Annotated in this window: 23 protein-coding genes and 1 pseudogene; 9 read left to right on the top strand and 15 right to left on the bottom strand. The window is 67.0% G+C overall.

Translation table 11 applies throughout. The annotated features are described in order from the left end of the window. Positions 1-55: 55 nt before the first annotated feature. Entirely contained in the window at positions 56-745 is a 690-nt protein-coding gene (locus U9J39_RS03450) for a YggS family pyridoxal phosphate-dependent enzyme (RefSeq protein WP_115710731.1), read from the top strand. A 42-nt stretch (positions 746-787) separates the two neighbouring features. Further along, positions 788-1,624 (top strand): pyrroline-5-carboxylate reductase, encoded by an 837-nt coding sequence (gene proC / locus U9J39_RS03445; protein WP_116313041.1) that lies wholly within the window; start codon positions 788-790, stop codon positions 1,622-1,624. A 76-nt stretch (positions 1,625-1,700) separates the two neighbouring features. Here the strand turns inward: proC and ubiA are convergent, their stop codons facing one another. The 5 genes from ubiA to recG all read right to left on the bottom strand — a co-directional run bounded on the left by ubiA (position 1,701) and on the right by recG (position 8,458). Beyond that, a complete protein-coding gene (gene ubiA / locus U9J39_RS03440; RefSeq protein ID WP_326346539.1) occupies positions 1,701-2,558 on the bottom strand; it encodes a 4-hydroxybenzoate octaprenyltransferase in 858 nt (285 codons plus the stop codon). A gap of 141 nt (positions 2,559-2,699) precedes the next feature. Then, positions 2,700-3,185: a Dps family protein gene (locus tag U9J39_RS03435; protein ID WP_092306463.1), complete on the bottom strand. Its 486-nt coding sequence runs from the start codon at positions 3,183-3,185 to the stop codon at positions 2,700-2,702. Positions 3,186-3,342: 157 nt separating this feature from the next. Further along, the gene (locus U9J39_RS03430; RefSeq protein ID WP_116313043.1) at positions 3,343-4,785 is read right to left on the bottom strand and encodes a catalase; all 1,443 of its coding nucleotides are present in this window, start codon (positions 4,783-4,785) and stop codon (positions 3,343-3,345) included. Between the two features lie 408 nt (positions 4,786-5,193). Beyond that, a complete protein-coding gene (locus U9J39_RS03425) occupies positions 5,194-6,144 on the bottom strand; it encodes a LysR substrate-binding domain-containing protein (RefSeq protein ID WP_115681089.1) in 951 nt (316 codons plus the stop codon). Positions 6,145-6,265: 121 nt separating this feature from the next. Beyond that, complete coding sequence (gene recG / locus U9J39_RS03420) at positions 6,266-8,458, bottom strand: ATP-dependent DNA helicase RecG (RefSeq protein WP_326346538.1); 2,193 nt, start codon at positions 8,456-8,458, stop codon at positions 6,266-6,268. A gap of 229 nt (positions 8,459-8,687) precedes the next feature. Here recG and queA point away from each other — a divergent pair, with 229 nt between their 5' ends. From queA to secF, 5 genes are all read left to right on the top strand, one after another. Continuing rightward, positions 8,688-9,758: a tRNA preQ1(34) S-adenosylmethionine ribosyltransferase-isomerase QueA gene (gene queA, locus U9J39_RS03415; RefSeq protein WP_115681091.1), complete on the top strand. Its 1,071-nt coding sequence runs from the start codon at positions 8,688-8,690 to the stop codon at positions 9,756-9,758. 16 nt (positions 9,759-9,774) lie between these two features. Further along, positions 9,775-10,905 (top strand): tRNA guanosine(34) transglycosylase Tgt, encoded by a 1,131-nt coding sequence (gene tgt / locus U9J39_RS03410; RefSeq protein WP_116313044.1) that lies wholly within the window; start codon positions 9,775-9,777, stop codon positions 10,903-10,905. Between the two features lie 191 nt (positions 10,906-11,096). Continuing rightward, positions 11,097-11,423 carry a preprotein translocase subunit YajC gene (gene yajC / locus U9J39_RS03405; RefSeq protein WP_012353816.1) on the top strand — a complete coding sequence of 109 codons (327 nt, stop codon included), beginning with the start codon at positions 11,097-11,099 and terminating at the stop codon, positions 11,421-11,423. A 209-nt stretch (positions 11,424-11,632) separates the two neighbouring features. Further along, positions 11,633-13,504, top strand: a complete 1,872-nt coding sequence (gene secD / locus U9J39_RS03400; RefSeq protein ID WP_115710744.1) for a protein translocase subunit SecD — start codon at positions 11,633-11,635, stop codon at positions 13,502-13,504. A gap of 41 nt (positions 13,505-13,545) precedes the next feature. Further along, a complete protein-coding gene (gene secF / locus U9J39_RS03395; RefSeq protein WP_115710745.1) occupies positions 13,546-14,517 on the top strand; it encodes a protein translocase subunit SecF in 972 nt (323 codons plus the stop codon). A gap of 70 nt (positions 14,518-14,587) precedes the next feature. Here the strand turns inward: secF and U9J39_RS03390 are convergent, their stop codons facing one another. The 8 genes from U9J39_RS03390 to purB all read right to left on the bottom strand — a co-directional run bounded on the left by U9J39_RS03390 (position 14,588) and on the right by purB (position 23,361). Then, entirely contained in the window at positions 14,588-15,595 is a 1,008-nt protein-coding gene (locus tag U9J39_RS03390) for a response regulator (protein WP_115681095.1), read from the bottom strand. Beyond that, positions 15,592-16,731 carry a hybrid sensor histidine kinase/response regulator gene (locus U9J39_RS03385; protein WP_115710747.1) on the bottom strand — a complete coding sequence of 380 codons (1,140 nt, stop codon included), beginning with the start codon at positions 16,729-16,731 and terminating at the stop codon, positions 15,592-15,594. Before U9J39_RS03385 ends, U9J39_RS03390 begins: the two co-directional genes overlap by 4 nt. Before the next feature lie 5 nt (positions 16,732-16,736). After that, the gene (locus U9J39_RS03380; protein WP_115710749.1) at positions 16,737-18,068 is read right to left on the bottom strand and encodes a sensor histidine kinase; all 1,332 of its coding nucleotides are present in this window, start codon (positions 18,066-18,068) and stop codon (positions 16,737-16,739) included. A gap of 22 nt (positions 18,069-18,090) precedes the next feature. Next, the gene (locus U9J39_RS03375; protein WP_115710750.1) at positions 18,091-19,482 is read right to left on the bottom strand and encodes a class I SAM-dependent methyltransferase; all 1,392 of its coding nucleotides are present in this window, start codon (positions 19,480-19,482) and stop codon (positions 18,091-18,093) included. Between the two features lie 352 nt (positions 19,483-19,834). Beyond that, positions 19,835-20,425 carry a YceI family protein gene (locus U9J39_RS03370; RefSeq protein WP_116309660.1) on the bottom strand — a complete coding sequence of 197 codons (591 nt, stop codon included), beginning with the start codon at positions 20,423-20,425 and terminating at the stop codon, positions 19,835-19,837. 75 nt (positions 20,426-20,500) lie between these two features. After that, positions 20,501-21,082 (bottom strand): YceI family protein, encoded by a 582-nt coding sequence (locus U9J39_RS03365; RefSeq protein WP_115710754.1) that lies wholly within the window; start codon positions 21,080-21,082, stop codon positions 20,501-20,503. Positions 21,083-21,148: 66 nt separating this feature from the next. Continuing rightward, positions 21,149-21,703: a cytochrome b gene (locus tag U9J39_RS03360; RefSeq protein WP_062801694.1), complete on the bottom strand. Its 555-nt coding sequence runs from the start codon at positions 21,701-21,703 to the stop codon at positions 21,149-21,151. A 281-nt stretch (positions 21,704-21,984) separates the two neighbouring features. Continuing rightward, entirely contained in the window at positions 21,985-23,361 is a 1,377-nt protein-coding gene (gene purB, locus U9J39_RS03355; RefSeq protein WP_326346537.1) for an adenylosuccinate lyase, read from the bottom strand. A gap of 343 nt (positions 23,362-23,704) precedes the next feature. Between purB and U9J39_RS03350 the strand changes: the two genes are divergently transcribed. Further along, positions 23,705-24,319 (top strand): glutathione S-transferase C-terminal domain-containing protein, encoded by a 615-nt coding sequence (locus U9J39_RS03350; RefSeq protein ID WP_115710758.1) that lies wholly within the window; start codon positions 23,705-23,707, stop codon positions 24,317-24,319. Positions 24,320-24,379: 60 nt separating this feature from the next. Here the strand turns inward: U9J39_RS03350 and mnmA are convergent, their stop codons facing one another. Both mnmA and U9J39_RS03340 read right to left on the bottom strand, forming a co-directional pair. Further along, the gene (gene mnmA, locus U9J39_RS03345) at positions 24,380-25,465 is read right to left on the bottom strand and encodes a tRNA 2-thiouridine(34) synthase MnmA (protein ID WP_115681101.1); all 1,086 of its coding nucleotides are present in this window, start codon (positions 25,463-25,465) and stop codon (positions 24,380-24,382) included. After that, complete coding sequence (locus tag U9J39_RS03340; RefSeq protein WP_025583862.1) at positions 25,462-25,953, bottom strand: NUDIX hydrolase; 492 nt, start codon at positions 25,951-25,953, stop codon at positions 25,462-25,464. Before U9J39_RS03340 ends, mnmA begins: the two co-directional genes overlap by 4 nt. Positions 25,954-26,199: 246 nt before the next feature. Between U9J39_RS03340 and U9J39_RS03335 the strand changes: the two are divergent. Beyond that, a pseudogene (locus tag U9J39_RS03335) lies at positions 26,200-26,478 on the top strand (NAD(P)(+) transhydrogenase (Re/Si-specific) subunit alpha); the annotation flags it as partial.

The raw sequence follows: 26,478 nt of genomic DNA, 5'->3' as shown, positions 1-26,478 counted from the left end.
CCACCCTGATTTGTTATCGGTACTTGACGTACCTTATATATATGTTCGCCGGATTATGTCTGTGATTGCCGCCAACTTGCAAGCCGTACGCCAGGGCATTGCGGCGGCAGCACAACAGGCCGGCAGGCAACCCGCGGACGTCGCCCTGCTGGCCGTTTCCAAGACCGTTTCCCCCGACCGCATAAGGGCCGCATACGCCGCCGGACAGCGCGAATTCGGCGAGAACTACGTCCAGGAAGGTATCGACAAGATCGCCGCGCTGGCCGACCTGCGCGGCCACCTGCAATGGCATTTCATCGGCCCGCTGCAAAGCAACAAGACGCGCCCGGTGGCGGAACATTTCGACTGGGTGCACTCCATCGAGCGGCTCAGGATCGCCGAGCGGCTGTCGGCCCAGCGTCCTGCCGGCATGGCGCCGTTGCAGGTCTGCATCCAGGTCAATATCAGCGGCGAAGCCAGCAAGAGCGGCGTCGCCCCGGCCGAGGTGCCCGCGCTGGCGCATGCGGTCGCGGCCTTGCCCAACCTGCGGCTGCGCGGGTTGATGGCAATCCCCGAACCCGCGCACGACCCCGCCGCGCAACGGCGCCCGTTCGCCGCCATGCGCGCCATGCTGCAGGCGCTGCGCGCCGACGGCTTGCAGCTCGACACGCTGTCGATGGGCATGTCGGGCGACATGGAGGCCGCCATCGCCGAGGGCGCCACCCTGGTGCGGATCGGCACCGCCATCTTCGGCGCGCGCGGCTGACGTCCGCGCCCCGACCGGAATCTTTCAGACCCCAGAGACCTTATGCTCGACACCCTCACCTTCGGCTTTCTTGGCGGCGGCAACATGGCTTCCGCACTGATCGGCGGCCTGATCGCGCGCGGCGTGCCCGCCGGCGCGATCCGCGTGGTCGACCCGTTTCCGGAAGCGCAGCAGCGCCTGGCGCGCGACCTCGGCGTGCATGCGGCCGCGGCCCCGGACGCCGCCTTCGGCGCCAGCGATGTGCTGGTGCTGGCGGTCAAGCCGCAGCAGTTCCGCGACGCCGCGGCGCAGCTGCTGCCGCACCTGCCGGGCGAGGGCCCGGGCAACCTGGTGATCAGCGTGGCCGCCGGCATCCGGCTGCAGGACATGCAGCGCTGGCTCGGCGGGCGCAACCGCGTGGTGCGCGCGATGCCGAATACGCCGGCGCTGTCGGGCATGGGCATGACGGGCCTGGCCGCACCGGCCGCGCTGTCGGCAGAAGACCGCGCGATTGCCAGCGCCGTGGCCGAGGCCGTCGGCAAGTGCGTGTGGGTCGATGGCGATGAGCAGATCGACGCCGTCACCGCGATTTCCGGCAGCGGCCCGGCCTATGTGTTCTATTTCATCGAGGCGATGCAGCGCGCCGCCACCGAACTGGGGCTCAGCGCCGAACAGGGCCGCGAACTCGCGGTGGAGACCTTCCGCGGCGCGGCCACGCTGGCGGGGCAGTCGCCCGAACCGGTGGCGACGCTGCGCGAGCGCGTGACCTCGAAGGGGGGCACCACCTATGCGGCCCTGACCTCGATGGAGGCCGCCGGCATCGCCGATGCCTTCGTGCGCGCGATGCACGCGGCCGCGGCGCGCGGCAAGGAAATGGGGGCGGAGTTCGGCAAGGATTGAAGTACCAGGACGCCCGCAGCAAGCTCCCCTCGCCCGCCTGCGGGAGAGGGGATCAAACCCTCAGCCAGCGTACAAATCACCGCACCACGTACGCCAGCGCCGTCCCCGCAAACACGCAAGCCCCCAGCCAGTTGTTGTGCCGGAACGCCGCGAAGCACCGCATCCGGTCGCGCTCGCGGATCAGCGTGTAGTGGTAGCCGGCACAGCCGATCGCCGCAACCAGCCCCACCCAGTACGGCCAGCCCAGGCCCAGCAGCACGCCGGCCCATGCCATCAGCGCAAAGAACGCGGCGTAGCACAGCATGATCGCCGCCACATCGAAGCGCCCGAAGGTGATGGCCGAGGTCTTCATGCCGATCAGCAGGTCGTCGTCTCGATCGACCATGGCATAGGCGGTGTCATACGCGACCGCCCAGAACACATTGGCCAGCAGCATCAGCCAGGCCACCGGCGGCACCTGGTCCTGGATCGCGGCGAAGGCCATCGGGATGCCGAAGCCGAACGCGATCCCCAGGTAGGCCTGCGGAATCGCAAAGAAGCGCTTGAAGAACGGGTAGGTGCCCGCCACCACCGCGGCCACCACCGCCAGCCATTTGGTCAGCGCGTTGAGCGGCAGCACCAGCGCAAACGCCACCAGCGCCAGCACGGCGGCCACCGCCAGCGCTTCCCATGCGGCGATCTTGCCGGCGGTCAGCGGGCGCTCGCGCGTGCGCTTGACGTGCTTGTCGAAGTCGCGGTCGGCCCAGTCGTTGATGGCGCAGCCGGCCGAGCGCATCAGGAAGGTGCCCGCGACGAAGATCCAGAACAGGGCCCAGCGCGGCGGCCCGTCCGCCGCCATCCACATGGCCCACAGCGTCGGCCACAACAGCAGCAGCGTGCCAATGGGCTTGTCGATGCGCACCAGGCGCGCGTAGAGGGCAAGGCGTTCAAGCATGGGGGTGGGGGGCAACGGCGAAAGGGTCTGCACGGCGTGGATCCGGGGCGGGCGATTCAATGAAAACGCGCCGCAGCCCGGACGGCTGCGACGCGCTGTACCAGCGGCCGCAGGCGCGGCCGCCAGGAGACCAGGCAGGCCTCAGGCCAGCATCGAGCGCAGCATCCACGCGGTTTTTTCATGCGTCTGCATGCGCTGGGTCAGCAGGTCGGCCGAGGGCTCATCGCCGGCGGCATCGATCACCGGGAAGATCGAGCGCGCGGTGCGCACCACGGCTTCCTGGCCTTCGACCAGCTTGCGGATCATGTCGGTGGCCTCGGGCACGCCCTCTTCCTCGGCGATCGACGACAGGCGCGCGTACTCCTTGTAGGTGCCCGGCGCCGGGTAGCCCAGCGCGCGGATACGCTCGGCGATCGAGTCCACGGCCAGCGCCAGCTCGTTGTACTGGGTCTCGAACATCAGATGCAGCGTATTGAACATCGGACCCGTCACGTTCCAGTGGAAGTTGTGGGTCTTGAGGTAGAGGGTATAGGTGTCCGCCAGCAGCTTGGACAGACCTTCCGCGATCTTCTTGCGGTCCTTGTCGGAAATACCGATATTCACGCTCATCTCGTTCTTCTTTGCCATGGTAGATACGCTCCGTTCTGGTATAGCCACGAGGAGCGCCGCCGGGCTTGCCGAATCGTGGCGATTCGGGGGCCGGGCGGCGCGGTACCCCGCATTATTGCACCGGGCAACGGTCCCGGCCAAACCCCGCGCCGGGGGGCCGTTGCCGGGCGGGCGCTTATTGCAGGTTGAGCGCGCGCTTCACGCCCTCGCCGTAGGCCGGGTCGGCCTTGCTGAAGTGTTCCAGCTGCACGCGCACGATGGCCTCCGGCACGCCCTGCATCGCCGCGGCGATATTGGCGAACAGGCGCTGGCGCTGGCCTTCGTCGAACAGACGGAACAGCGCGCCGGGCTGGCTGTAGTAGTCGGTGTCGACGCGGTGGTCCCAGCGGTCGGCGGCGCCGTCCAGCGCCAGCGGCGGCTCGATTGCGCGCTCGCTGGCGGCGTAGGCGCTTTCGCGGTTGGGCTCGTAGTTGAGCTTGCCGCCCTGGTTGCCGTCCACGCGCATCGCGCCGTCACGGTGGAAGCTGTTGTGGAACGGGCATTTCGGCGCATTGACCGGGATCTGGGCGTGGTTGATGCCCAGGCGGTAGCGCTGCGTGTCGCCATACGAAAACAGCCGCCCCTGCAGCATCTTGTCGGGCGAGAAGCCGATGCCGGGCACGATATTGGCCGGGTTCATCGCCACCTGCTCGACCTCGGCAAAATAGTTGTCCGGGTTGCGGTTGAGCTCGACCACGCCCACGTCGATCAGCGGATAGTCCTTGTGCGGCCAGACCTTGGTCAGGTCGAACGGGTTGATGTGGTACCTGGCCGCCTCGGCCTCCGGCATGACCTGAACGCGCAGGTTCCAGCGCGGGAAGTTGCCGCGCTCGATATTGTCGAACAGGTCGCGCTGGGCGCTCTCGCGGTCGTTGGCCACCACCTTGGCCGCTTCCTGGTTGGTCCAGTTCTCCACGCCCTGCTGCGACTTGAAGTGGAACTTGACGTAGAAGCGCTCGTTATTGGCGTTGATGAACGAGTACGTGTGCGAGCCGAAGCCGTGCATCTGCCGGTAGTTCTGCGGCAGGCCGCGGTCGCTCATCAGGATGGTGACCTGGTGCAGCGATTCCGGGTGGCGCGACCAGAAGTCCCACACCGCGATCGGGTCGCGCAGGTTGGTGCGCGGGTTGCGCTTCTGCGTGTGGATGAAGTCGGGGAACTTGAGCGGGTCGCGCACGAAGAACACCGGCGTGTTGTTGCCGACCAGGTCCCAGTTGCCTTCGTCGGTATAGAACTTGATCGAGAAGCCGCGCACGTCGCGCTCGGCGTCGGCCGCGCCGCGCTCGCCGGCAACGGTGGAGAAGCGGATAAACAGCGGCGTTTCCTTGCCGACCTCGGCAAACACCGAGGCCTTGGTGTACTGGGTGATGTCGTGGGTGATGCGCAGCGTGCCGTAGGCGCCGGAGCCCTTGGCGTGCACGCGGCGCTCGGGAATGACTTCGCGGTCGAAGTGGGCCAGCTTTTCGAGGAACCAGACGTCCTGCAGCAGCATCGGGCCGCGCGGGCCGGCGGTCTGCGAGTTCTGGTTATCGGCGACCGGTGCGCCGGCGGCAGTGGTGAGAGTGTCCTTCTTGCTCATCTTTTCCTCTTTGTGGGTCGGCTGAAAGGGAATGCCGCGTCAGTGCGCAGCGGCATAGCAGGCCAGGCAATCGAGCAGGCAGCGCCCCATGCGGAGGGAAAAACGGGGCTGGGTTGGTGTCGTTATCAGTGACTGGGCGCTGGTGCTCATCATCGGTTCCTGTCTTGCGTCGACGCCATCCGCATCGACAGGAACCAGTCTACAAATTATCTATTAAGTTGAGAATTTAATTATTTATACCTATGTATTAGGTCAAATCTATTCGGGGTTAGGGAAACTTATGCCAGCAACAGGTGACCACCCGAAGACAGCCTGGGGAAACGACTGGTCAGGGAAGCAGAAAAGACAACGGCCGCAGCGGCATCTCCGCTGCGGCCGTTGCATGGCCAGTTCCTTCGGCGCGACCGTTCAGGCGGCTTCGGCCAGTTCCTTGGCGTCGAGCTTGCGCACGCCTGGCAGGTCGCAGGCGGCCACGGCGTTGGCCAGCGCTTCCATCGCCGGCAGGCGGGTGAAGCTCTTGCGCCAGGCCAGCACCACGCGCCGGTCGGGCACGGGGTCTGCAAACGGCACGTACGACAGCATGTCGCCCTTGGCTTTCAGGTCGGGCACCGAGGTGCGCGGCAGCACGGTGATGCCGACCCCGCTGGCCACCATATGGCGTATGGTCTCGAGCGACGAGCCCTCGAAGGTCTTCTGGATGCCGTCGGCCGCCTGCGAAAAACGCGACAACTCGGGGCATACACCCAGCACGTGGTCGCGGAAGCAGTGGCCGCTGCCCAGCAGCAGCATGGTCTGCTGCTTCAGCTCCTCGGGGTCGACCGCGTGCACCTGCGCCAGCTGGTGGCCGCGCGGCACGGCCACGACAAAGGGTTCGTCATAGAGCGGGCGCACCGTCAGGCCGGAATCGGGAAACGGCTCGGCCATCACCGCGCAGTCGATCTCGCCCTGCTTGAGCAACTCGATCAGCTTGTGGGTGTAGTTCTCCTGCAGCATCAGCGGCATCTGCGGCACGGTGTCGATCATCTGCTTGACCAGCGACGGCAGCAGGTACGGCCCGATGGTGTAGATCACGCCCACGCGCAGCGGGCCCGCGAGCGGGTCCTTGCCCTGCTTGGCGATCTCGCGGATGGCCATGGTCTGCTCCAGCACACGCTGGGCCTGCGCCACGATCTGCTCGCCGACCGACGTCACCGACACCTCGGAGGTGCCGCGCTCGAAGATCTGCACGTTGAGTTCGTCTTCCAGCTTCTTGATGGCGACCGACAGCGTCGGCTGCGACACGAAGCAGGCTTCCGCGGCCCGGCCGAAATGGCGCTCGCGCGCCACGGCGACGATGTACTTGAGTTCAGTGAGCGTCATGACTTATCAAATCCGGGTAGGCGATAGATTTTACCTTCGATTGCCGGATCTGTCAGAGTGCCCACTTCACGCGAGCCGGTATGCGACGGCTCAGGCACAAAGCCGCCGAGCAAGACTTCAATCAGGCCTTCAGGTAGTGCTCGCGCCCACCCAGCCAGCGCGACAGGTGCGCTTCGACCGCTTCCGGATAGTGCGCAAGCATCAGCTCGGCCGCCGCCTGGGCGTACTCCACCAGCCAGGCATCGGTCTGCAGGTCGGCAAAGCGCAACATCGCCTCGCCGGACTGGCGCGCGCCCAGGAATTCGCCCGGGCCGCGGATTTCCAGGTCGCGCCGCGCGATCTCGAAGCCGTCGGTGGTCTCGCGCATGGTCGCCAGGCGCTCGCGCGCGGTGGGCGACAGCGGCGCCTGGTACATCAGCAGGCAGACCGATTCGGCGCTGCCGCGCCCGACCCGGCCGCGCAGCTGGTGCAGCTGCGCGAGGCCGAAGCGCTCGGCATGCTCGATCACCATCAGCGAGGCATTGGGCACGTCCACGCCCACCTCGATCACGGTGGTGGCCACCAGCACCTGCAGGCGATTGGCGCTGAAGTCATCCATTACCGCGGCCTTCTCCGCCGGCGGCAGGCGCCCGTGCACCAGGCCCACGCGCAGGTCGGGCAGCGCCGCTACCAGGGTCTCGTAGGTCTCGACCGCGGTCTGCAGCTGCAGCGCCTCGCTTTCCTCGATCAGCGGGCACACCCAGTAGACCTGGCGGCCTTCGGCCGCGGCATGGTGGATGCGCCCGATCACCTCGTCGCGGCGCTCGTCGTTGACCAGGCGCGTGACGATGGGCGTGCGCCCCGGCGGCAGCTCGTCGATCACCGAGACGTCGAGGTCGGCGTAGTAGGTCATGGCCAGCGTGCGCGGGATCGGCGTGGCCGACATCATCAACTGGTGCGGCACGGTTTCGGCGCCGCCGGGCGCGGCGGGCGCCTCGGCGGCGCCGGCCTTGCCGCGCAGCGCCAGGCGCTGCGCCACGCCGAAGCGGTGCTGCTCGTCGACCACCGACAGCCCCAGCCTGGCAAAACGCACAGTGTCCTGGATCAGCGCATGGGTGCCGATCACCAGTTGCGCCTCGCCGGATTCCACGCGCGCCACCGCCGCGCGCTTGTCGCGCGCCTTCTGGCTGCCGGCCAGCCACACCACCGGCACACCCAGCGGCTCCAGCCACGCCGACAGCTTGCGGAAATGCTGCTCGGCCAGGATCTCGGTCGGCGCCATCAGCGCCGCCTGGAAGCCGGCATCGATGGCCTGGCACGCGGCCAGCGCGGCGACGATGGTCTTGCCGCTGCCCACGTCGCCCTGCAGCAGCCGGTGCATCGGGTGCGGCAGGGTCATGTCGGCGGCGATTTCGCCGACCACGCGCTGCTGCGCGCCGGTCAGCCGGAACGGCAAGGCGGCCAGGAAGCGCGTCAGCAGCCCGCCCTCGCGGCGCGGCATGGTCGGCGCGGTCTTGTCGCGGCGCGCCGCGTGCGCGCGCCGCAGCGAGATCTGCTGCGCCAGCAGTTCGTCGAACTTGACGCGCTGCCAGGCCGGGTGCGAGCGGTCGGCCAGCGCGGCCTCGCTCTCCTGCGGCGGCGGCGCGTGCAGCAGCCGCAGGCAGTCGGCCAGCGCACGCAACTGCAGGCGCGCCAGCGGCCCCTGCAGCACCGGTTGGGGCAGCGTCTCGGGCAAGGGGGTGCGCGCGAGCGCGCCGCCGATGGCCTTGCGCAGGTAGGCCTGCGGAATGCCGGCGGTGGACGGGTACACCGGCGTCAGGCGGTCTGGCAGCGCCTCGCCGGCCAGCACCGGGCGCACGGTCGGATGGACCATCTCGGCGCCGAAGAAACCGCCACGGACCTCGCCGCGCACGCGCAGGCGCACGCCCTCGGCCATTTGCTTGGTCTGGCTGCCGTAGAAGTTCAGGAAGCGCAGGGTCAGTTCGCCGCTGTCGTCGGCAAGCTTCACCACCAGCTGGCGGCGCGGCCGGAACGTGACTTCGTTGGAGATGACTTCGCCTTCCACCTGGGCCGGCAGCCCGAGCCCGGCACGTTGGATGGCCTCGGCGATCGGCACCACCGTGGTCTCGTCCTCGTAGCGCATCGGCAGGTGCAGCACCAGGTCGACCGGGCGGCGCAGGCCCAGCTTGGCCAGCCGCGCGGCGGCCGTGGATGCGCCCGAGCCCGCGGCCTTGCCCTTGGCCGCGCCCGCCTTGCCGCGCGCGGGCGCCGCCGTGCCATTGGCATCGCTGGCGTCGGCAGGGTCCTGGATCGGTTCGGCGGCGGTTCCGGGCATCGGCGAATAAGTTGGCAGCAGTCGCTGCGGGCTTCTGTACTGGCTGGCGCGGCGCCGGCGAATGGCGGGTATCACGCCCGGCGCGGCGGCAAGCGCGCCCGTGGCCTTACAATATCGGATTCGCCGATTGTACCCATGCCGGCTGCCAATCCGGGCAGCGGAGTGACGCGCCGTGCCCGGCGCCCGCCTCCGCCACAGCCTGCAGACCGCGCAGACCGCCCCCCCCACGATGTTGACGCTTTCCGATTTCGACTTTCCGCTGCCGCCCGAACTGATCGCCCAGAGCGCGCTGCCCGACCGCAGCGCCAGCCGGCTGCTGGTGGTGGAGCGGCTCGCCCCCGGCGACACCGCCGACGCAGTGCGCATGGCCGACCGCGCCTTCAGCGACATCGTCGACTACCTGCGTCCGGACGACCTGCTGGTGTTCAACGACACCCGCGTGATCAAGGCCCGTTTCTTCGGCCACAAGCCCAGCGGCGGCAAGGTCGAGGTGCTGGTGGAACGCGTGCTCGACACCCATACCGTGCTGGCCCAGGTGCGCGCGTCCAAGACGCCGGCCGAAGGCAGCGCCCTGCACCTGGCCGATGATGCCTTTGCCGTGACCGTGGGCCCGCGGGTGGACCAGTTCTTTACGCTGCGCTTCCCCGAGCCGGCGCTGGACCTGATCGAACGCTACGGCCGCCTGCCGCTGCCGCCGTATATCACGCACGACCCCGACGCCTACGACGAGACCCGCTACCAGACCGTCTATGCGCGCAGCCCCGGCGCGGTTGCCGCGCCCACCGCCGGGCTGCATTTCGACGACGCGCTGTTCGCCCGCCTCGATGCCGCCGGCGTGCGCCGCGCCTTCCTGACCCTGCACGTGGGTGCCGGCACCTTCCAGCCGGTGCGCACCGAGAACCTGGCCGAGCACAAGATGCATTCGGAGTGGTACGCGATCTCCGAAGACCTGGCACAGGCGGTGCGCGACACCCGGGCACGCGGCGGCCGCGTGATCGCGGTCGGCACCACCTCGCTGCGGGCGCTGGAGTCGGCCGCGCAGCCCGGCGGGACGCTCGCCGCCGGCAGCGGCGACACCGATATCTTCATCACGCCCGGCTACCGCTTCCGCCTGGTCGACGCACTGATCACCAACTTCCACCTGCCCAAGTCGACGCTGCTGATGCTGGTGTCGGCGCTGGCCGGAGTGCAGGCCATCCGCGCCGCCTACCGCCATGCGGTCGAGCAGCGCTACCGATTCTTCAGCTACGGAGACGCCATGCTGCTGACCCGGCAGCCGGACGCCGCCGCCGCGGCCTGATTTCAGACTATTCGCCATGCTCAACTTCGAACTCATCACCACCGACGGCAACGCCCGCCGCGGCCGCGTCACGCTGAACCACGGCGTGGTCGAAACGCCGATCTTCATGCCGGTGGGCACCTATGGCTCGGTCAAGGCGATGTCGCCGCTGGAACTGAACGAGATCGGCGCGCAGATCATCCTGGGCAACACTTTCCACCTGTGGCTGCGGCCGGGGCTGGAGGTGGTCAACGCCCATGACGGCCTGCACCGCTTTATCGGCTGGGACAAGCCGATCCTGACCGACTCCGGCGGCTTCCAGGTGTTTTCGCTGGGGGACCTGCGCAAGATCACCGAAGATGGCGTCACCTTTGCCTCGCCGGTCAACGGCGACAAGCTCTTCCTGTCGCCCGAGATCTCGATGCAGATCCAGCGCACGCTGAATTCCGACATCGTCATGCAGTTCGACGAATGCACGCCGTACGAGATCGACGGCCGCCCCGCCACGCACGAGGAAGCCGCCAAGTCGATGCGCATGAGCCTGCGCTGGGCCAGGCGCTCGCGCGACGAGTTCGAGCGGCTGGCCAACCCGAACGCGCTGTTCGGCATCGTCCAGGGCGGCATGTACGAAGACCTGCGCGACGAGTCGCTGGCGGGACTGTCGGAACTGGACTTCCACGGCTTCGCCATCGGCGGGCTGTCGGTGGGCGAGCCCAAGGAAGACATGATGCGCGTGCTGGAACACGTGGCGCCGCGCCTGCCGGCCAACAAGCCGCACTACCTGATGGGCGTGGGCACGCCCGAGGACCTGGTCGCCGGCGTCGCCGCCGGGGTCGACATGTTCGACTGCGTGATGCCGACCCGCAACGCGCGCAACGGCTGGCTCTTCACCCGCTACGGCGACGTCAAGATCAAGAACGCCGCGCACCGCAACGACCCGCGCCCGCTCGACGAGAGCTGCGCCTGCTACACCTGCCGCAATTTCTCGCGCGCCTACCTGCACCACCTGCACCGCGTGGGCGAGATCCTGGGCGCGCGCCTGAACACCATCCACAACCTGCACTACTACCTGCAGCTGATGCGCGAGGTGCGCGAGGCGATCGAGCAGCACCGCTTTGCCGACTTCCGCCGCCAGTTTGCCGCCGACCGCGCGCGCGGCACGCAGTGACAACCCCGGGCGGCGCGAACTTTCCCGCCGCCCGCGGTCGAATAGCCGGTCAAGGCGCGGCGTCCGCCGCCCAAGTTGCCCCCAACGCACCCCGAACAAACCCGTATTCCGCCCTAGAATGCCAAGGGCGGGCTGGGTGCGAATGGTAGAATGTTCGATTAATTGACTGACTTTTGTGACGGAGAATCAACGTGCTGATTTCTAACGCATTTGCCCAGACCGCCGGTGCCGGCGGCGCGGCTGGCGGCCTGATGAGCTTCCTGCCCATCATCCTGATGTTTGGTGTGCTGTGGTTCATCATGATCCGCCCGCAGATGAAGCGCCAGAAGGAAGCCAAGGCAATGCTCGAAGCACTGGCCAAGAACGACGAAGTCGTCACCGCCGGCGGCATCCTGGGCCGCGTGACCAAGGTCACCGACCAGTACGTCAGCCTGGAAATCGCCGAAGGCACCGAGATCACGGTGCAGAAGAATGCCGTGACCACGGTGCTGCCCAAGGGCTCGCTGAAGGCGCTCTGATCCCAGGATCGCGCGCGCGACTCCCGCCTTTGTCTTTTCCGGCATGCCCGTTCGCGCATGCCCCGGCAGCCGCCTGATCCAGCCCGACGAAGCCCGCGCGGCTTCGCTCCGCGGCTGCCAGGCGGCTGTTTGCCAAACCGGTTCGGCCCCGCCGACGTGGCGCGCCACGCCTGCGCCGGCCCCGCCAACCGCTGAATGACTGGCCCGAGATGAATCGTTATCCGCTTTGGAAATACCTCGTGATCCTGGTGGCCCTGGCCATCGGCATCATCTACACCTTGCCGAACTTCTTCGGCGAGGCGCCTGCCGTGCAGGTGTCCTCGGGCAAGGCCACGGTCAAGGTCGACCTGTCGATGCAGAAGCAGGTCGAAGAGATCCTGGCGCAGAACCAGCTGCAGCCCGACGGCGTCTTCTTCGACATCTCCGGCCAGTCGGGCTCGGTCAAGGCGCGCTTCCGCACCACCGACGAGCAGCTCAAGGCCAAGGACGTGCTGTCGCGCACGCTGAACCCGGACGCGGCCGATCCCGCCTACGTGGTCGCGCTGAACCTGCTGTCGGGCTCGCCGCGCTGGCTGACCTCGCTGCACGCGCTGCCGATGTACCTGGGCCTGGACCTGCGCGGCGGCGTGCACTTCCTGCTGCAGGTCGACATGAAGGGTGCCGTCGACAAGAAGCTCGACAGCCTGGCCGGCGACGCGCGCACCCTGCTGCGCGACAAGAACATCCGCCACGGCGGCATCGACCGCGACGGCGAGCGCCTGACGGTGCGCTTCAACAACGCCGACGACGCCAGCCGCGCGCGCGCGCTGCTGGCCGACAACCTGCGCGAAGTGGCCTTCGCCATGGACGGCAACAACATCGTCGGCACCTTCACCGAGGCCGCCCGCCGGGCCGTGCAGGACGCCGCGGTCAAGCAGAACATCACCACGCTGCATAACCGCGTCAACGAGCTCGGCGTGGCCGAGCCGGTGATCCAGCAGCAAGGCGCCGACCGCATCGTGGTGCAGCTGCCGGGTGTGCAGGACACCGCCAAGGCCAAGGACATCATCGGCCGCACCGCCACGCTGGAAGCGCGCCTGGTCGACAACGACGCGCCGCGCAGCCCGCGCCCGGGCGACCCGGTCCCGTTCGGCAGCGAGCTGTTCACGCAAGGCAACGGCGCCCCGGTGGTGCTGAAGAAGCAGGTCATCTTCACCGGCGACCGCATCGAAAGCGCCTCGGCCGGCTTCGACCAGAACCAGCAGCCTTCGGTCAACATCAAGCTCGACGCCCAGGGCGGCCGCGTGCTGCGCGATGTCTCGCGCGAGAACCTGAAGAAGCCGATGGCGATCGTGCTGTTCGAGAAGGGCAAGGGCGAAGTGCTGACGGTGGCGACGATCCAGTCCGAACTGGGCTCGAGCTTCCAGATCACCGGCTCCTACTCCACCGAAGCCGCCAACGACCTGGCCCTGCTGCTGCGCGCCGGCTCGCTGGCCGCGCCGATGGAGATCATCGAAGAGCGCACCATCGGCCCGTCGCTGGGTGCCGACAACATCGAGAAGGGCTTCGACTCCGTTGCCTATGGCTTTGCCGCCATCGGCGTGTTCATGATCCTGTACTACATGCTGTTCGGCGTGTTCTCGGTGGTCGCGCTGGGCGTGAACCTGCTGCTGCTGATCGCGGTGCTGTCGATGCTGCAGGCCACGCTGACGCTGCCGGGCATCGCCGCCATCGCGCTGGTGCTGGGCATGGCCATCGACGCCAACGTGCTGATCAACGAGCGCATCCGCGAGGAACTGCGCGCCGGCGCGTCGCCGCAGATGGCGATCGCGGTCGGTTTCGAGCGCGCCTGGGCCACCATCCTGGACTCCAACGTGACCACGCTGATCGCCGGCCTGGCGCTGCTGGCGTTCGGTTCGGGCCCGGTGCGCGGCTTTGCCGTGGTGCACTGCCTGGGCATCCTGACCTCGATGTTCTCGGCGGTGTTCTTCAACCGCGGCCTGGTCAACCTCTGGTACGGCCGCAAGAAGAAGCTGCAGAGCGTGGCCATCGGCCAGATCTGGAAGCCCGGCAATACCACCGACACGCCGGTCGCCAAGTAAGCGGCCCGCGGCACAACACGTAGTACAGAACAGGATTCAACATGGAATTCTTCCGCATCCGGCGCGACATTCCGTTCATGAAGCACGCGTTGATCTTCAACGTGATCTCCTTCCTGACGTTTGCCGCGGCCGTATTCTTCCTCTGGCAAAAGGGCCTGCACCTGTCGATCGAATTCACCGGCGGCACGGTGATGGAGGTCAGCTACCAGCAGGCGGCCGACCTGGAAAAGATCCGCGGCCAGGTGGGCAAGCTTGGCTATACCGACGTGCAAGTGCAGAACTTCGGCACCTCGCGCGACGTGATGATCCGCCTGCCGCTGCAAAAGGGCGCGGACGGCAAGCCCGTGACGTCCGCCCAGCAGAGCGAGCAGGTGATGGGCGCGCTCACCGCGGCGTCGCCTGACGTCAAGCTGCAGCGCGTCGAGTTCGTCGGCCCGCAGGTGGGCAAGGAGCTGGCCACCGACGGCCTGCTGGCGCTGCTGTGCGTGGTGGCCGGCATCGTGATCTACCTGTCGTTCCGCTTCGAGTGGAAGTTCGCGGTGGCGGGCATCATCGCCAACCTGCACGACATCGTCATCATCCTGGGCTTCTTCGCCTTCTTCCAGTGGGAGTTCTCGCTGTCGGTGCTGGCGGCGATCCTGGCCGTGCTGGGCTACTCGGTGAACGAATCGGTGGTGATCTTCGACCGGATTCGCGAAGCCTTCCGCAAGTACCGCAAGATGACCACCCACGAGGTCATCGACCACGCCATCACCAGCACCATGTCGCGCACCATCATCACCCACGGCTCGACCGAAATGATGGTGCTGTCGATGTTCTTCTTCGGCGGCCCGACGCTGCACTACTTCGCGCTGGCGCTGACGGTGGGCATCCTGTTCGGCATCTACTCGTCGGTGTTCGTCGCCGCGGCGCTGGCGATGTGGCTGGGCGTGAAGCGCGAGGACCTGGTCAAGGGCGAGAAGAAGGGCGAGTCGACCGACCGCAACGACCCCAACTACGGCGCGCAGGCCTGAGCCCTGCCCGGCCGGAAAAAAAGAACGGCGCCCCGCGGGGCGCCGTTTTTCATGGCTTGGCCAGCAACATTCAGGCCGGCATCGAGAAGCGCTCGATCCATGCGGCCAGGCGGTCGGAAGCGAAGCCCTCGCTGCGCGGGGCGGCCCGGCAGACGATGGTGTCGCCGTCGCGGACGAACTTCAGCGCGCCGCCCGCTTCTTCCAGCCACAGCAGGCTGGCCAGCCAGGCGGCATGCTGGGCCGACACCGTCGTGCCCACGGGCTGGGCCAGGAACTCGGCCAGCGCGGCCGGCTGGGTCCAGACCACCGTATCGCCGTCGCGGCGCACCACCTCGCTGCCGAGCGCGTCGGCAACCACGGCGGCGGCATCGGCAGCGCCCCGGCCCGCATTGGCGCTGCGCAGCCCGGCCAGGCGTGTGCCCACGGCATGGCCGAAGCTACCGCTGCGCTCGGCTTCGGCGCGAACCAGGTCGGCATAGTCCATGCGCTGCCAGTCCGGCTCGGCGTTGCGGGCCCCCGCCAGGTCGACCGCCGCCAGGTAAGTCTCCACCGGCTGGAAATGGCCCGGGCCAATCAGGCTCGCGCACAGCGCGTGCAGCATGCCGATGCGGGTTGCCACGGTCTGGGTCTGCAGCACCGCCAGCTTCTCGCGCACCAGTTGGTCCCGCTCCTTGCGCAGGCCGGACATTTCCAGCGCCTGCTTGAGTTCCATGCGCAGCGCGGTGATATCCCACGGCTTCTTGATATAGCGGTGGATCTGCCCCTGGTTCACCGCCTCGACGGTCTGGTCGAGTTCCGAGTACGCGGTGGTCAGGATGCGCACGATATGCGGGTAGCGCTCGCGTGCATAGCGCAGCAGTTCGTTGCCGTACTCGCCCGGCATGCGCTGGTCCGAGACCAGCACGGCCAGGCTGTCGGCGTGAGCGTCCAGCAGCGTCTTGCCCTCCTCCACCGAACCGCCAGTCACCACCGGCGCCAGCGCGCCGATGGCCCGCTGGAAGTATTTGACGGCGGTCGCCTCGTCATCGACGAACAGAATCGCCGGGGGTGGTGCCTGGGTGGCAATCGGTTCGCTCATCGGTCACTCCTAATCATTCGATTCCTGAAATTTGGAAAGTCCAGCGTCACTGTGGTCCCGGCACCGGGAGCGGAGGCGATCCGGATGCCGCCGCCGAAGGACTGCATGACGCGGTTGCAGAAAATCATGCCGAGGCCACTGCCGCCAGCGCTGGCGTGGGTAGTGACCGGATCGACCAGCAGCCGCCCCATCACCTCTGGCGGGATGCCGGGGCCGTTGTCGCAGATGCGGATTTCCTGGTTGGGCTGGGTTGTCACCACGAAGCGCAGGGACGGCTGGTCCACGCCCGCGAGCGCGCGCAGCGCGTTGCTCATCACCGACGACAGCACCAGCGCCACGCAGTTGGGCAGCGTCTGCACGGGGAAATCGCCCTGCATGTCGACGTCGACCCACTGGCGCTGCCCGCCGGAGAACGGATACGTATCCAGCAGCGACGCCACCAGCGCGCCCGCACTGACCTCGGTGCCGGCGTCGGCCGCCGGCGTCTTGCTGACTCCCGCGCTGTTGCGCACCGACTCCAGGAACGACGACAGCACCGCCAGGCAATACTGCGCGTTGTCGTACATGGCGCCCGCGGCCTGCCCGATCTCGCCTTGCCGCTGCTCGCTGTAGTCGGCCTGGACGCGGCTTTCGATGCCGCGCGCGAAGTTGGCAATGGCGGCCAGCGGCGTGTTCAGTTCATGCGCCAGGAAGGCCAGGGTTTCGTCGATCGCCATCAGGCGGTGCTGGCGCAACGCGCGCTCCAGGTGGCGCTCGCCGGCCAGGTGCAGCACCTGGCGCACGTCGCCGACACTCAGGGGCTTTTCCAGGATGCGGAAGACTTCGCCGCTGTTGACCGTTTGCAACAGCATGTCCTTGTCGGCGTAGGCCGTCACCAGGATGCGCACGATCTGCGGATAGGCCTGGGCGACCTCGCGCAGCAGGTCGCCCCCGTCGCGGCCGGGCATGCGGAAATCGGTGACCAGGATCGCGATCCGCCCGCCCTCTGCGCGCAGTGTCGCCATCGCCTCGTCGGCGCCGGCGGCAAGCAGGACCTCATACTCGCTGCCGACCGCGCGCGCAAAGTACTTGCGCGCCATGTCTTCGTCGTCGACATAGAGGACGACATTGGGCCGGGCTTGCTGGAGTTCGCTCATGCGACTTACTCCGCGCGAGGCAGGTCGAAGCTGAACGCAGCCCACTGGCCGAGCTCGCTTTCGGCAAACAGCTGGCCGCCGTGGCGCTCGATCACGGCATAGCTGATCGACAGCCCCAGGCCCAGGCCCTGCCCGACTTCACGGGTGGTGAAGAACGGCTCGAACACCCGCGCCAGGTGCTCCGGCGCGATGCCGGGCCCGTTGTCGCGCACGGTCACGTGCAATCGGCCTTCGGCCCAGCGCACCGTGGTATGGATCGCGGGGGCGGTGGTGCCGGCCTTGCGCATTGCCAGCGCCGCATTGGAGAACAGGTTGATCAGCACGCCGATGATGGCGGCTTCGTCGCCCAGCACCAGCGTATCCGCAGGCAACTCGCGCGTGACCTTGACGCCGCGCAATTCATGCGCGGTGAGGCGGATCGAGGAATCCAGCGCCTTTTCGAACATGAACGGCGTGCCTTCCACCTCCGCGCCCGGCTTGCGGTAGGCGAAGGTCTTCAGGTCGGAGACGATATGCTGGATGCGCTGCATCCCCTGCTTGGCATCCACCAGGCATTCGGTCACCGACTCGCTTTCCTTGGCCTGGGGCTCTTCCATCGCCACCTCGATCGCCATCAGGCAGAAGTTCACCGGATTGTTGACCTCATGCAACAGACCTGCGGCCAGGGTACCGATCGCAGCCATTTTTTCCTGCTGCAGCATCTGGCCCTTGATGTCGACCAGCTTGCGGTTGATGACCTCGAGCTCGGCGTTCTTCTCGGCCACCTCCGCCTTCAGGCGGAACAGCATAAAGCGCGCGCGCTCGTTGAAATAGGTGTAGACCGCGCTGGCGGCGGCGGCAAACAACAGGAACAGCGAATTGACGATAAAGGTGCCGAGCGGCTCGATGCCGCCGGGGTGAAACAGGCAGGCGAGCACATACAGCAGGTAGGAAAGCACGCCGAACACCAGGTTCTGCCACAGCCCGAACGGCAGCGCGATGCCTGATGCGAAGATGGCCAGGTTCAGCCCGACGTAGTACGGCGAATGCACCCCTTCGGTCTGCGAGATCATCCAGGCGATCATGATCTGCGGCAACAACAGCCAGGTGAGCGTCAGCCAGGGCGCGAAGCGGCGGCCGGCGGCACTGTACAGGACCACCACGACGCCGGCGATCAGCATCGACACCACTACGCGTGCCACCGCAAAGGGAAACTGCTGCTGCGGATACTGTCCGTAGTCGAGCCCGACGCCGAGCAGGACCAGCACGATCGCGGTATAGGCGCCGCCGCGGCTGAAGGCCAGACGGAAGTCGACCAGTTCGGACTGGTAGCCGGCGTAGAGTTGGTTGGTGCTCATGGCGTGACCCGCGAGGACAGCCTCAGTCAATGGTGGCTTCCGCGAATACGTTGACCCCGGTGCTGTCGACGTAGACGCGGTGCGAATGCGAGTGTTCGGGCAGCAGTTGCGCCATGCCCGCATCGTCGCGATAGATCAGGTACCACTCGAGCAGGTGCTCCATGCCGAATTTCTCCGGATTGTCGGCATGGACGTTGGTCACCAGGATCTGGCCGCCGGGGCGCGAGCGCGAGGCAAAGTACGACAGCAGCCGGGCGCAGACCTTGTCCGAAAGGTAGTCGAACAGGCCGGCGCAATAGACCGCGTCGAACTCGCGCGCGGCGGCATCGTCCGGCGAGATGCGCCGCTTGAGCAGTTCGTGCACCGACTGGTGCACCATCTCGACGGCAAACTTGTTGCCGACGCTGCTGGCCGAGCGCTCGATCGACTTGTGCGTGTATTCCAGCGTCTCTTCGCTGAAATCGACCAGCTGGAACGACAGCAGCTCCGGGTTCGGGTATTCGCGCACGAAGCGCTGGATTTCGAAGGCCGGGCCGCATCCGACATTGAGCACGCGGAACGGCCGCCCGGCGGCGCGCGCGCGTTCGGCCTGGCGCGTGAGGAAATCGATCAGCAGGTCGATGCGATTGCGGTGCGCGGTTGCCACCGCCGCCTTCAGGAAGGCGGTATTGACGATCTGGAAGTAGGTGGTCGGGCCTTGTTGCGGATCGCCCAGGATCTGGTTCACCATTTCGTAGTCGCCGGCATAGCCGAGCGGCTTGGTGAAGGTGCGGTAGACGAACGGCGCGCGCAGCAGCAAGGGATGCAGCGCCGACTGCGCGTAGGTGCGGTGCACCGGGGCGATTTCGGCGTCCACGCGCTGGGCCTCGCCCTCGAGCCAGTCCAGGTAGGTCTTGGTCTTGGCCATGATCGGCGTGGCCAGCTCGTAGAAGACGTCCTCGCGCAGCTTGCCTTCGGTCTTGGGCAGCGACTCGGTCAGGTCGACCTGCTCGACCCAGCGCGACACTTCGGACAGGAAGGCGCGCATCTCGTTGACCACGATCTGGTAGTCGCGCCGGATGTTGAAACGCGTGTCCCAATCCTGCACGAACAGCTCGGCTTCGCGCGCGACCGACTTGGGCTCGTTGTTGAGATCGGACAGCTCGCGCCACTCGTCGATCAGCGTCAGCGAAACCACCGCGGTCAGGCCGGTGTTCACCAGGCTCATCACCACGGCCTTGCCGAGATAGGCATTCTTGGCGCCCATGCGGACGCTGAGCTCGCTCAGCACCTCGCTGACCTGCACGATCGAATACGGGTTGTAGATTTCCATCACCAGAGATTTCCTCTGGAGATTGATGATCGTGCCCCGCACCTGCTCGCCCTGCGAGTTGCGGAAACTAACTACCGGATCGATTTGCGTTTTGGAGTACACGGTATAGCGCCAGGGAAAACCGGGAAACGCTGCGGGCCATACAGCCAGGGCAGAACGGCCGGGTACAGCATGAGGGGCGAGGGGGTCGCGGGAACGGCTACCGGTATCGGGACATGCAGCGAATGCTCATAGTGATGCGCTCTGGCCAGTTGCGGGCATGGCTGCCCCCCGCCGTGGCAGGAGTCGCAATACCCCGGATCATGGTGGATTGCCGCGGGCCATTGTACTGTGCCCGTCGCAACTCGCACAACAAAGTGCCGTGGCGGCCCCCCCGCATGGTGCAATACAACAAAAAAAGGCCGGCATGAGCCGGCCTTGACTACGGTCTTGCCCGCCGCAGCGGGCCGCGCGCTCAGTCTGCGCGCACGCCTTCCACCTGGATGGCAAGCTTGACCTCGGGCTTGAAGCCCATCTTGACGCCATAGTCCAGGCCGAAATCGGCCCGGTTGAAATGACCCACGGCGTCGGCGCCGCAGGCTTCGCGCTTGAGCATCGGGTGCTGGATGCACTTGAATTCGCGGATTTCCAGCTTGACCGGCTTGGATACGCCGCGCAGCGTCAGCACGCCGTCGACCTCGGTCGGCACGTCGCCCTTGAACTTGGAGAACTTGCCCTTGTAGGTGGCCTCGGGGAAGGCTTGCACGTCGAACATGTCAGGGCCCTTGGCGTGCTGGTTCAGCTTGGCATTGCCGAAATCGATCGAAGCCGGGTCGATGTTGACCTCGACCGAGCCCGCCTTGGCGGCGCGGTCCAGCGTCACCACGCCGCTGGACTTGTCGAACTTGCCGCGCCAGGTCGACAGGCCGCCCAGGTGGTCGGCCTCGAAGCTGGGATAGGTATGGGTCGGATCGAGGTTGTACGTCACGGTGTTGGCCGAAGCCACGCCGAAGGCGGCGGTTGCGGAAACGGCCGCGACGGCGGCAACGAGGGAACGCAGTTTCATGGTGTCTCCCGACAAATCAGGGTTGGGATGGAGCGGTTCAGGTAAGTCCTGGGGTACGTCAGCGGAATGCCGGCCTTACTTCTTGGCCAGCACGATACGGAATTTGATCTGGACGTCGTCGGCGACCACGGAGGTGTCCTTCCATTCGCCGTCGCCGATATTGAACGCGGTGCGCTTGATCGGCAGCGCGCCCTCGAACACCTGCGCGCCGCCCTCCTGGCGGTAGGTGGCGGGCACCACCACGTCCACGGTCTTGCCCTTGATGGTCAGCTTGCCGGCCACATCGTACTTGCCCGGCGTGCCGTTCTTGATGCTGGTCGACTGGAACACCGCCTTGGGGTACCTGGCGGCGTCGAACCAGTCCTTGCCCTTCACTTCCTTGGTGGTCTCGGCATCGCCGATCTCGAAGCTGGCCACGTCGATCTCGATCTTGGCTGTCGATGTCGCCAGCTTGGCGGGGTCGAAGCTGACGTTGGCGTCGAACTTCTTGAACTTGCCTTCCATCGGCACGCCGATCTGGCGCGCCACCGCGGTCACCGAACTCTTGGCGGCGTCGACCTGGGCCCAGGCCAGGTTGGCGGCGATGCCGGTGGCGGCCAGCACGGCAACCAGGGTGGCACGGAGAGTGGCCGAGCCGCGGCGGGAATTGCGTTTCATCTGGGAAAACTCCTGTCAGGGACGGCGCAGCCGCGCCGCGGAACGAAAATGATTGGCGCGCGAGGTTCAGCGCAGGAACGGCAGCATCCGGCCCAGCGTGCCGTCGCGGTCGACAAACTGGTGCTTCACCGCCGCCGCCGCATGGACAACGACCACCGCGGCCATCAGGTAGTTCAGCCAGATATGGGTGAACTTCAGCACTTCCTTCAGCGCATCGCTTTTCTCGATCAGCGCCGGCATCTTCCACAGGCCCAGGTAGACCACCGGCACGCCCGCGGCCGAGCTGTACAGGTAGCCGCTGATCGGCACGATCACGATCAGCAGGTACAGCAGATGATGGGCGCCGGCCGCCGCCCTGGCCTGCCACGCCGGGGTGCCGGGCGCGACCGGCGGCGCGGCGTGGGTGGCGCGCCACAGCACGCGCAGCACGGCGATGGCGAAGATCGTCACGCCCAGCCACTTGTGCCAGGAGTACAGCTTGAGCTTGGTCGGCGTCAGCCCGGGAATGCCGGTCATGTACAGGCCCAGCCCGAATGCGGCGAATATGGCCAGCGCCACCAGCCAGTGCAGGGCAATCGCGGTGGCACCGTAGCCGGCGGGGGCAGTGGCGGTAGAACGCATCGGATTCCTCTCGCCCGCGGCACGGGCGTTTCACAATTTTGGGGAAGGCATCGGCGCGGTCCCACCGCCGTGCGCTTACGATTCTCGCATTATTGCGGTCGGATGTGCGCCAGTGAAGGACAGTCCTTCATTAAGTTATTCAAATGCTTTGAAGCGACATTCCGGCGCAGGCGTCACAACGGCACGGCAGGCGCACGCGCAGCCTGTCGGAAAAGCAAAAAGCCATCCCGCGGGATGGCTTTCGGTTTGCGCCGCCCCATTTTTAGGGGCGCGAAGTGGCGTCAGATGCGCTCGGCAAGCACCACGGCCTTGCCGATATAGCTGGCGGGCGTCATCTCCAGCAGCAGCTTCTTGGCGTCGTCGGGGATCGCCAGGCCGTTGATGAAGGTTTGCAGCGCTTCGCGCGAGATGCCCTTGCCGCGGGTCAGCTCCTTGAGCTGCTCGTACGGGTTGGGCACGCCGAAACGGCGCATCACGGTCTGCACCGGCTCGGCCAGCACTTCCCAGCAATTGTCGAGGTCTTCGTCCAGCCGCTCCGGGTTGGTCTCGAGCTTGCCCAGGCCGCGCAGGCAGGCCTCGTAGGCCAGCAGGCTGTAGCCGAAGGCCACGCCGATATTGCGCAGCACGGTGGAGTCGGTCAGGTCGCGCTGCCAGCGCGACACCGGCAGCTTCTCGGACAGGTGGCGCAGCACCGCGTTGGCCAGGCCGAGGTTGCCCTCCGAGTTCTCGAAATCGATCGGGTTGACCTTGTGCGGCATGGTCGACGAGCCGATTTCGCCGGCCTTGGTCTTCTGCTTGAAGTAGCCCAGCGAGATATAGCCCCAGACGTCGCGGTTCAGGTCGAGCAGGATGGTGTTGGCGCGGGCGATCGCATCGAACAGCTCGGCCATGTAGTCGTGCGGCTCGATCTGGATGGTGTACGGGTTGAAGGTCAGGCCCAGGCGGGTTTCGATGACCTGCTTCGAAAACGCCTCCCAGTCGAAGGTGGGGTAGGCCGACAGGTGGGCGTTGTAGTTGCCCACGGCGCCGTTCATCTTGCCCAGCAGCTCGACCTGCTCGATGCGCTGGATCGCGCGCGCCAGGCGCGCGGCGACGTTGGCCATTTCCTTGCCGAGCGTGGTCGGGCTGGCCGGCTGGCCATGCGTGCGCGACAGCATCGGCTGGGCGGCATTGAGCCTGGCCAGCTCGACCAGGCGCGCGTGCACGCGCTTCAGCGCCGGCACCACCACGCCCTCGCGCGCGCCCTTGAGCATCATGCCGTGCGAGGTGTTGTTGATGTCTTCGGAGGTGCAGGCGAAGTGGATGAACTCGCTGGCGGCTTCCAGTTCGGCGTTGCCCTTGACCTGCTCCTTGAGCCAGTACTCGACCGCCTTCACGTCATGGTTGGTGACCGCCTCGATTTCCTTGATGCGGGCGGCATCGGCCTCGCTGAACTTGTCGACCAGCGCCAGCAGCGCGGCCTCGGACGCGGCCGAGAACTTCGGCATGTCGGGCAGGCCGGCCTGCGCCAGCGCGGTCAGCCAGTGCACCTCGACCTTGACGCGGTTGCGCATGAAGGCCGCCTCGGACAGCCATTCGCGCAACGCATCGGCCTTGGCGGCGTAACGGCCATCGATCGGGGACAGGGCGGTGAGCGGCGAAAGCGAGGAGGAGGTCATGCTGGAAACCGGGAAAGGGAGGAAATAAAGAAGAAGGCGGCGAACAAGTGGCGCCACGGGGGCTGGCGGGCACGGACGGGCGATGCGCCCGTCACGCCGCATCGGCGGGCGGCCGGCGCTGCGCAACGCGCGATTTTACCACCCCTGCCCCTGCTCCGGGCGGCGGCAAAGCGCGGCCGCGGGGCATCGGTGCGCGAACCCGCATTCGCCATGCGCCGCGGGTATACTCGCGCACGCCGTTCCAGTAGCCTGTTATGAAGTGCATCGGGCAAGCCATCGCTGCCTCCCCGCCGCCGCTGCCGCCGAGCGACGATGCACTTCATAACAAGCTCAAGGGGAGAACATGAAGCTGTATGCATCCCAGACCAGCCCGTACGCGCGCAAGGTGCGCGTGGTGATGGCGGAGAAGAAGATCGAGTGCCAGCTGATCGAAGAGGACGTCTGGTCGCCTGAAACCCGGATCGGGCAGTACAACCCGCTGGGCAAGGTGCCGTGCCTGGTGATGGAAGATGGCGGCGCGATCTTCGACTCGCGCGTGATCGTCGAGTATGTCGACACGCTGACGCCGGTCAGCCGGCTGATCCCGCAGGGCGGGCGCGAGCGCCTGGAAGTGCGTTGCTGGGAAGCGCTGGCCGACGGCCTGCTCGACGCCGCGCTGCTGGTGCGCCTGGAGGCTACCCAGCGCGAGCCGCACGAGCGCAGCGAGCGCTGGGTGCAGCGCCAGCGCGGCAAGATCGACGCGGCGCTGGTGGCCATGGCGCACGGCCTGGCCGACCGCCCCTTCTGCACCGGCACGCATTACTCGCTGGCCGACGTGGCGGTGGGCTGCGCGCTGTCCTACCTGGACTTCCGCTTCCCGGACATTGCCTGGCGCGAACGCCATCCGAACCTGGCGGCGCTGGAAGAAAAGCTGTCGAAGCGCCAGTCGTTCATCGATACCGAGCCGCCGCGCGGCTGATGGCCTGTCTCGTGACGAAAACACCCGCCTGGCGCGGGTGTTTTTGTCTGTGGCGCAGGCTTACTGGATGATCCCGCCGCCCAGGCAGATATCCCCGTCATACAGCACCGCCGACTGGCCGGGCGTGACCGCCCATTGCGGCTCGGCAAACGCCAGCGTCAGCGCATCGGCGTCGACCGCCTGCACCGCGCAGGCGGCATCGCTCTGGCGATAGCGGGTCTTGGCCGCCATCGCCGCGCCCGCGGCGGGCGGCTCGCCGGCCACCCAGGACAGGTCCGACGCGGTCAGCACCGGCGTCAGCAGCCACGGATGGTCGTGGCCCTGCACCACGTAAAGCGTGTTGTTGGCCATGTCCTTGCGCGCGACATACCAGGCGTCGCCGTTGCCGTCGCGGCTGCCGCCCAGTCCGATGCCCTTGCGCTGCCCCAGCGTGTAGAACGCCAGGCCGATATGCTCGCCGACCACCTTGCCCTCGGGCGTCTTCATCGGCCCCGGTTTGGTGGGCAGGTAGCGGTTCAGGAAGTCGCGGAACGGACGTTCGCCGATAAAGCAGATGCCGGTCGAATCCTTTTTCTTCGCGTTCGGCAGGCCGATTTCGGCGGCGATCTCGCGCACGCGCGTTTTCGGGATCTCGCCCAGCGGGAACAGCGTGCGCGACAGCTGCGCCTGGTTCAGCCGGTGCAGGAAGTAGCTCTGGTCCTTGGTATGGTCGAGCGCCTTGAGCAGCTCGAAGCGGCCGGCCGGGTTCTGGCGCACGCGCGCATAGTGGCCGGTGGCGATGGTTTCCGCGCCCAGCGACATGGCATGGTCCAGGAACGCCTTGAACTTGATCTCGGCATTGCACAGCACATCCGGGTTGGGCGTGCGGCCGGCCGAGTATTCGCGCAGGAAGTCGGCGAAGACACGGTCCTTGTATTCGGCGGCGAAGTTGACCGCCTCCACGTCGACGCCGATCAGGTCGGCCACCGAGACCACATCGAGCCAGTCCTGGCGCGTGGAGCAGTATTCGCTGTCATCATCGTCTTCCCAGTTCTTCATGAACAGGCCGATGACCTCGTAGCCCTGCTGCTTGAGCAGCCACGCCGTGACCGACGAATCGACCCCGCCGGACATCCCCACCACGACACGCTTGGCGGCACCGCTCACGACTGCGCCCCCGCTTGCAGCACCGACGGGTGCGTGTACAGCGCGTCCAGCGCAAAGCGCTTGCCGGCCAGGTAGTCGTCCACGCACGCCATCACCAGCGGCGAACGATGCCGCTCCGGGCACGCGCGCAGTTCGTCGGCACCCATCCACACGGTGCGCACGATGCCGGTGTCGAGCTGGCGACCGGCGTCGAGCGAGCCCAGGTCGCCGGTAAAGGCGAAGCGCACGTAGGTCACGTCGCCGCCGGTGCGCGACGACAGCGAACGCCCCATGTAGCAGCCCAGCAGCGCGCGCGGCTCGAAGGTGTGGGCGGTTTCTTCCAGGGTTTCGCGGATCACGGCGCGGATCAGGCTTTCGCCCGGATCCAGGTGCCCCGCGGGCTGGTTCAGGCGCAGCCCGTCGGCGGTTTCCTCTTCCACCAGCAGGAACCGGCCGCCGCGTTCGATCACGGCGGCAACGGTCACGCTGGCATTCCAGTCACTTGACATGATGCTCAATTTTTAGGCAATCCCGCATTCTACCGGTTGCGGGCCCATCGTGCAGCGCCGCGGGAGCCACCGGCGCCCCGCGTTCCAGGCCCGGCAAAACCCGACCGGCCGGTCACCATTGCAAGTCAGATTCCTGTAAGCTGCGGAAAAATTGTGCGCTGCGGCTTAACCCGATCCGGCAGCGCGCACGGGCCAGACGTCGGTCCGTCCAACCAGACAAGACGCCAGCTAAAGGAGAAATTGACGATGTACATCGGCATCCCGCAGGAGACGCGGGCCGGCGAGACTCGCGTCGCCGCCACCCCGGAGACCGTCAAGAAATACGTCGCCCAGGGCCACAAGGTGGTGATCCAGGCCGGCGCCGGCCTGGGCGCCAGCCAGCCCGACAGCGCGTATGAGGCGGTCGGCGCCACCATCGGCAGCGCCGCCGACGCGCTCGGCGCACAGATGGTGCTCAAGGTGCGCGCACCCGATGCCGCCGAACTGGCGCAGATGAAGCCCGGCGGGGTGCTGGTGGGCATGCTC

The sequence above is a fragment of the Cupriavidus sp. SS-3 genome, assembly GCF_035818815.1.
Lineage (GTDB): Bacteria > Pseudomonadota > Gammaproteobacteria > Burkholderiales > Burkholderiaceae > Cupriavidus > Cupriavidus taiwanensis_C.
Note: the sequence above shows the minus strand (reverse complement) of the source record. Positions and strands in the feature narration are given on the sequence as shown.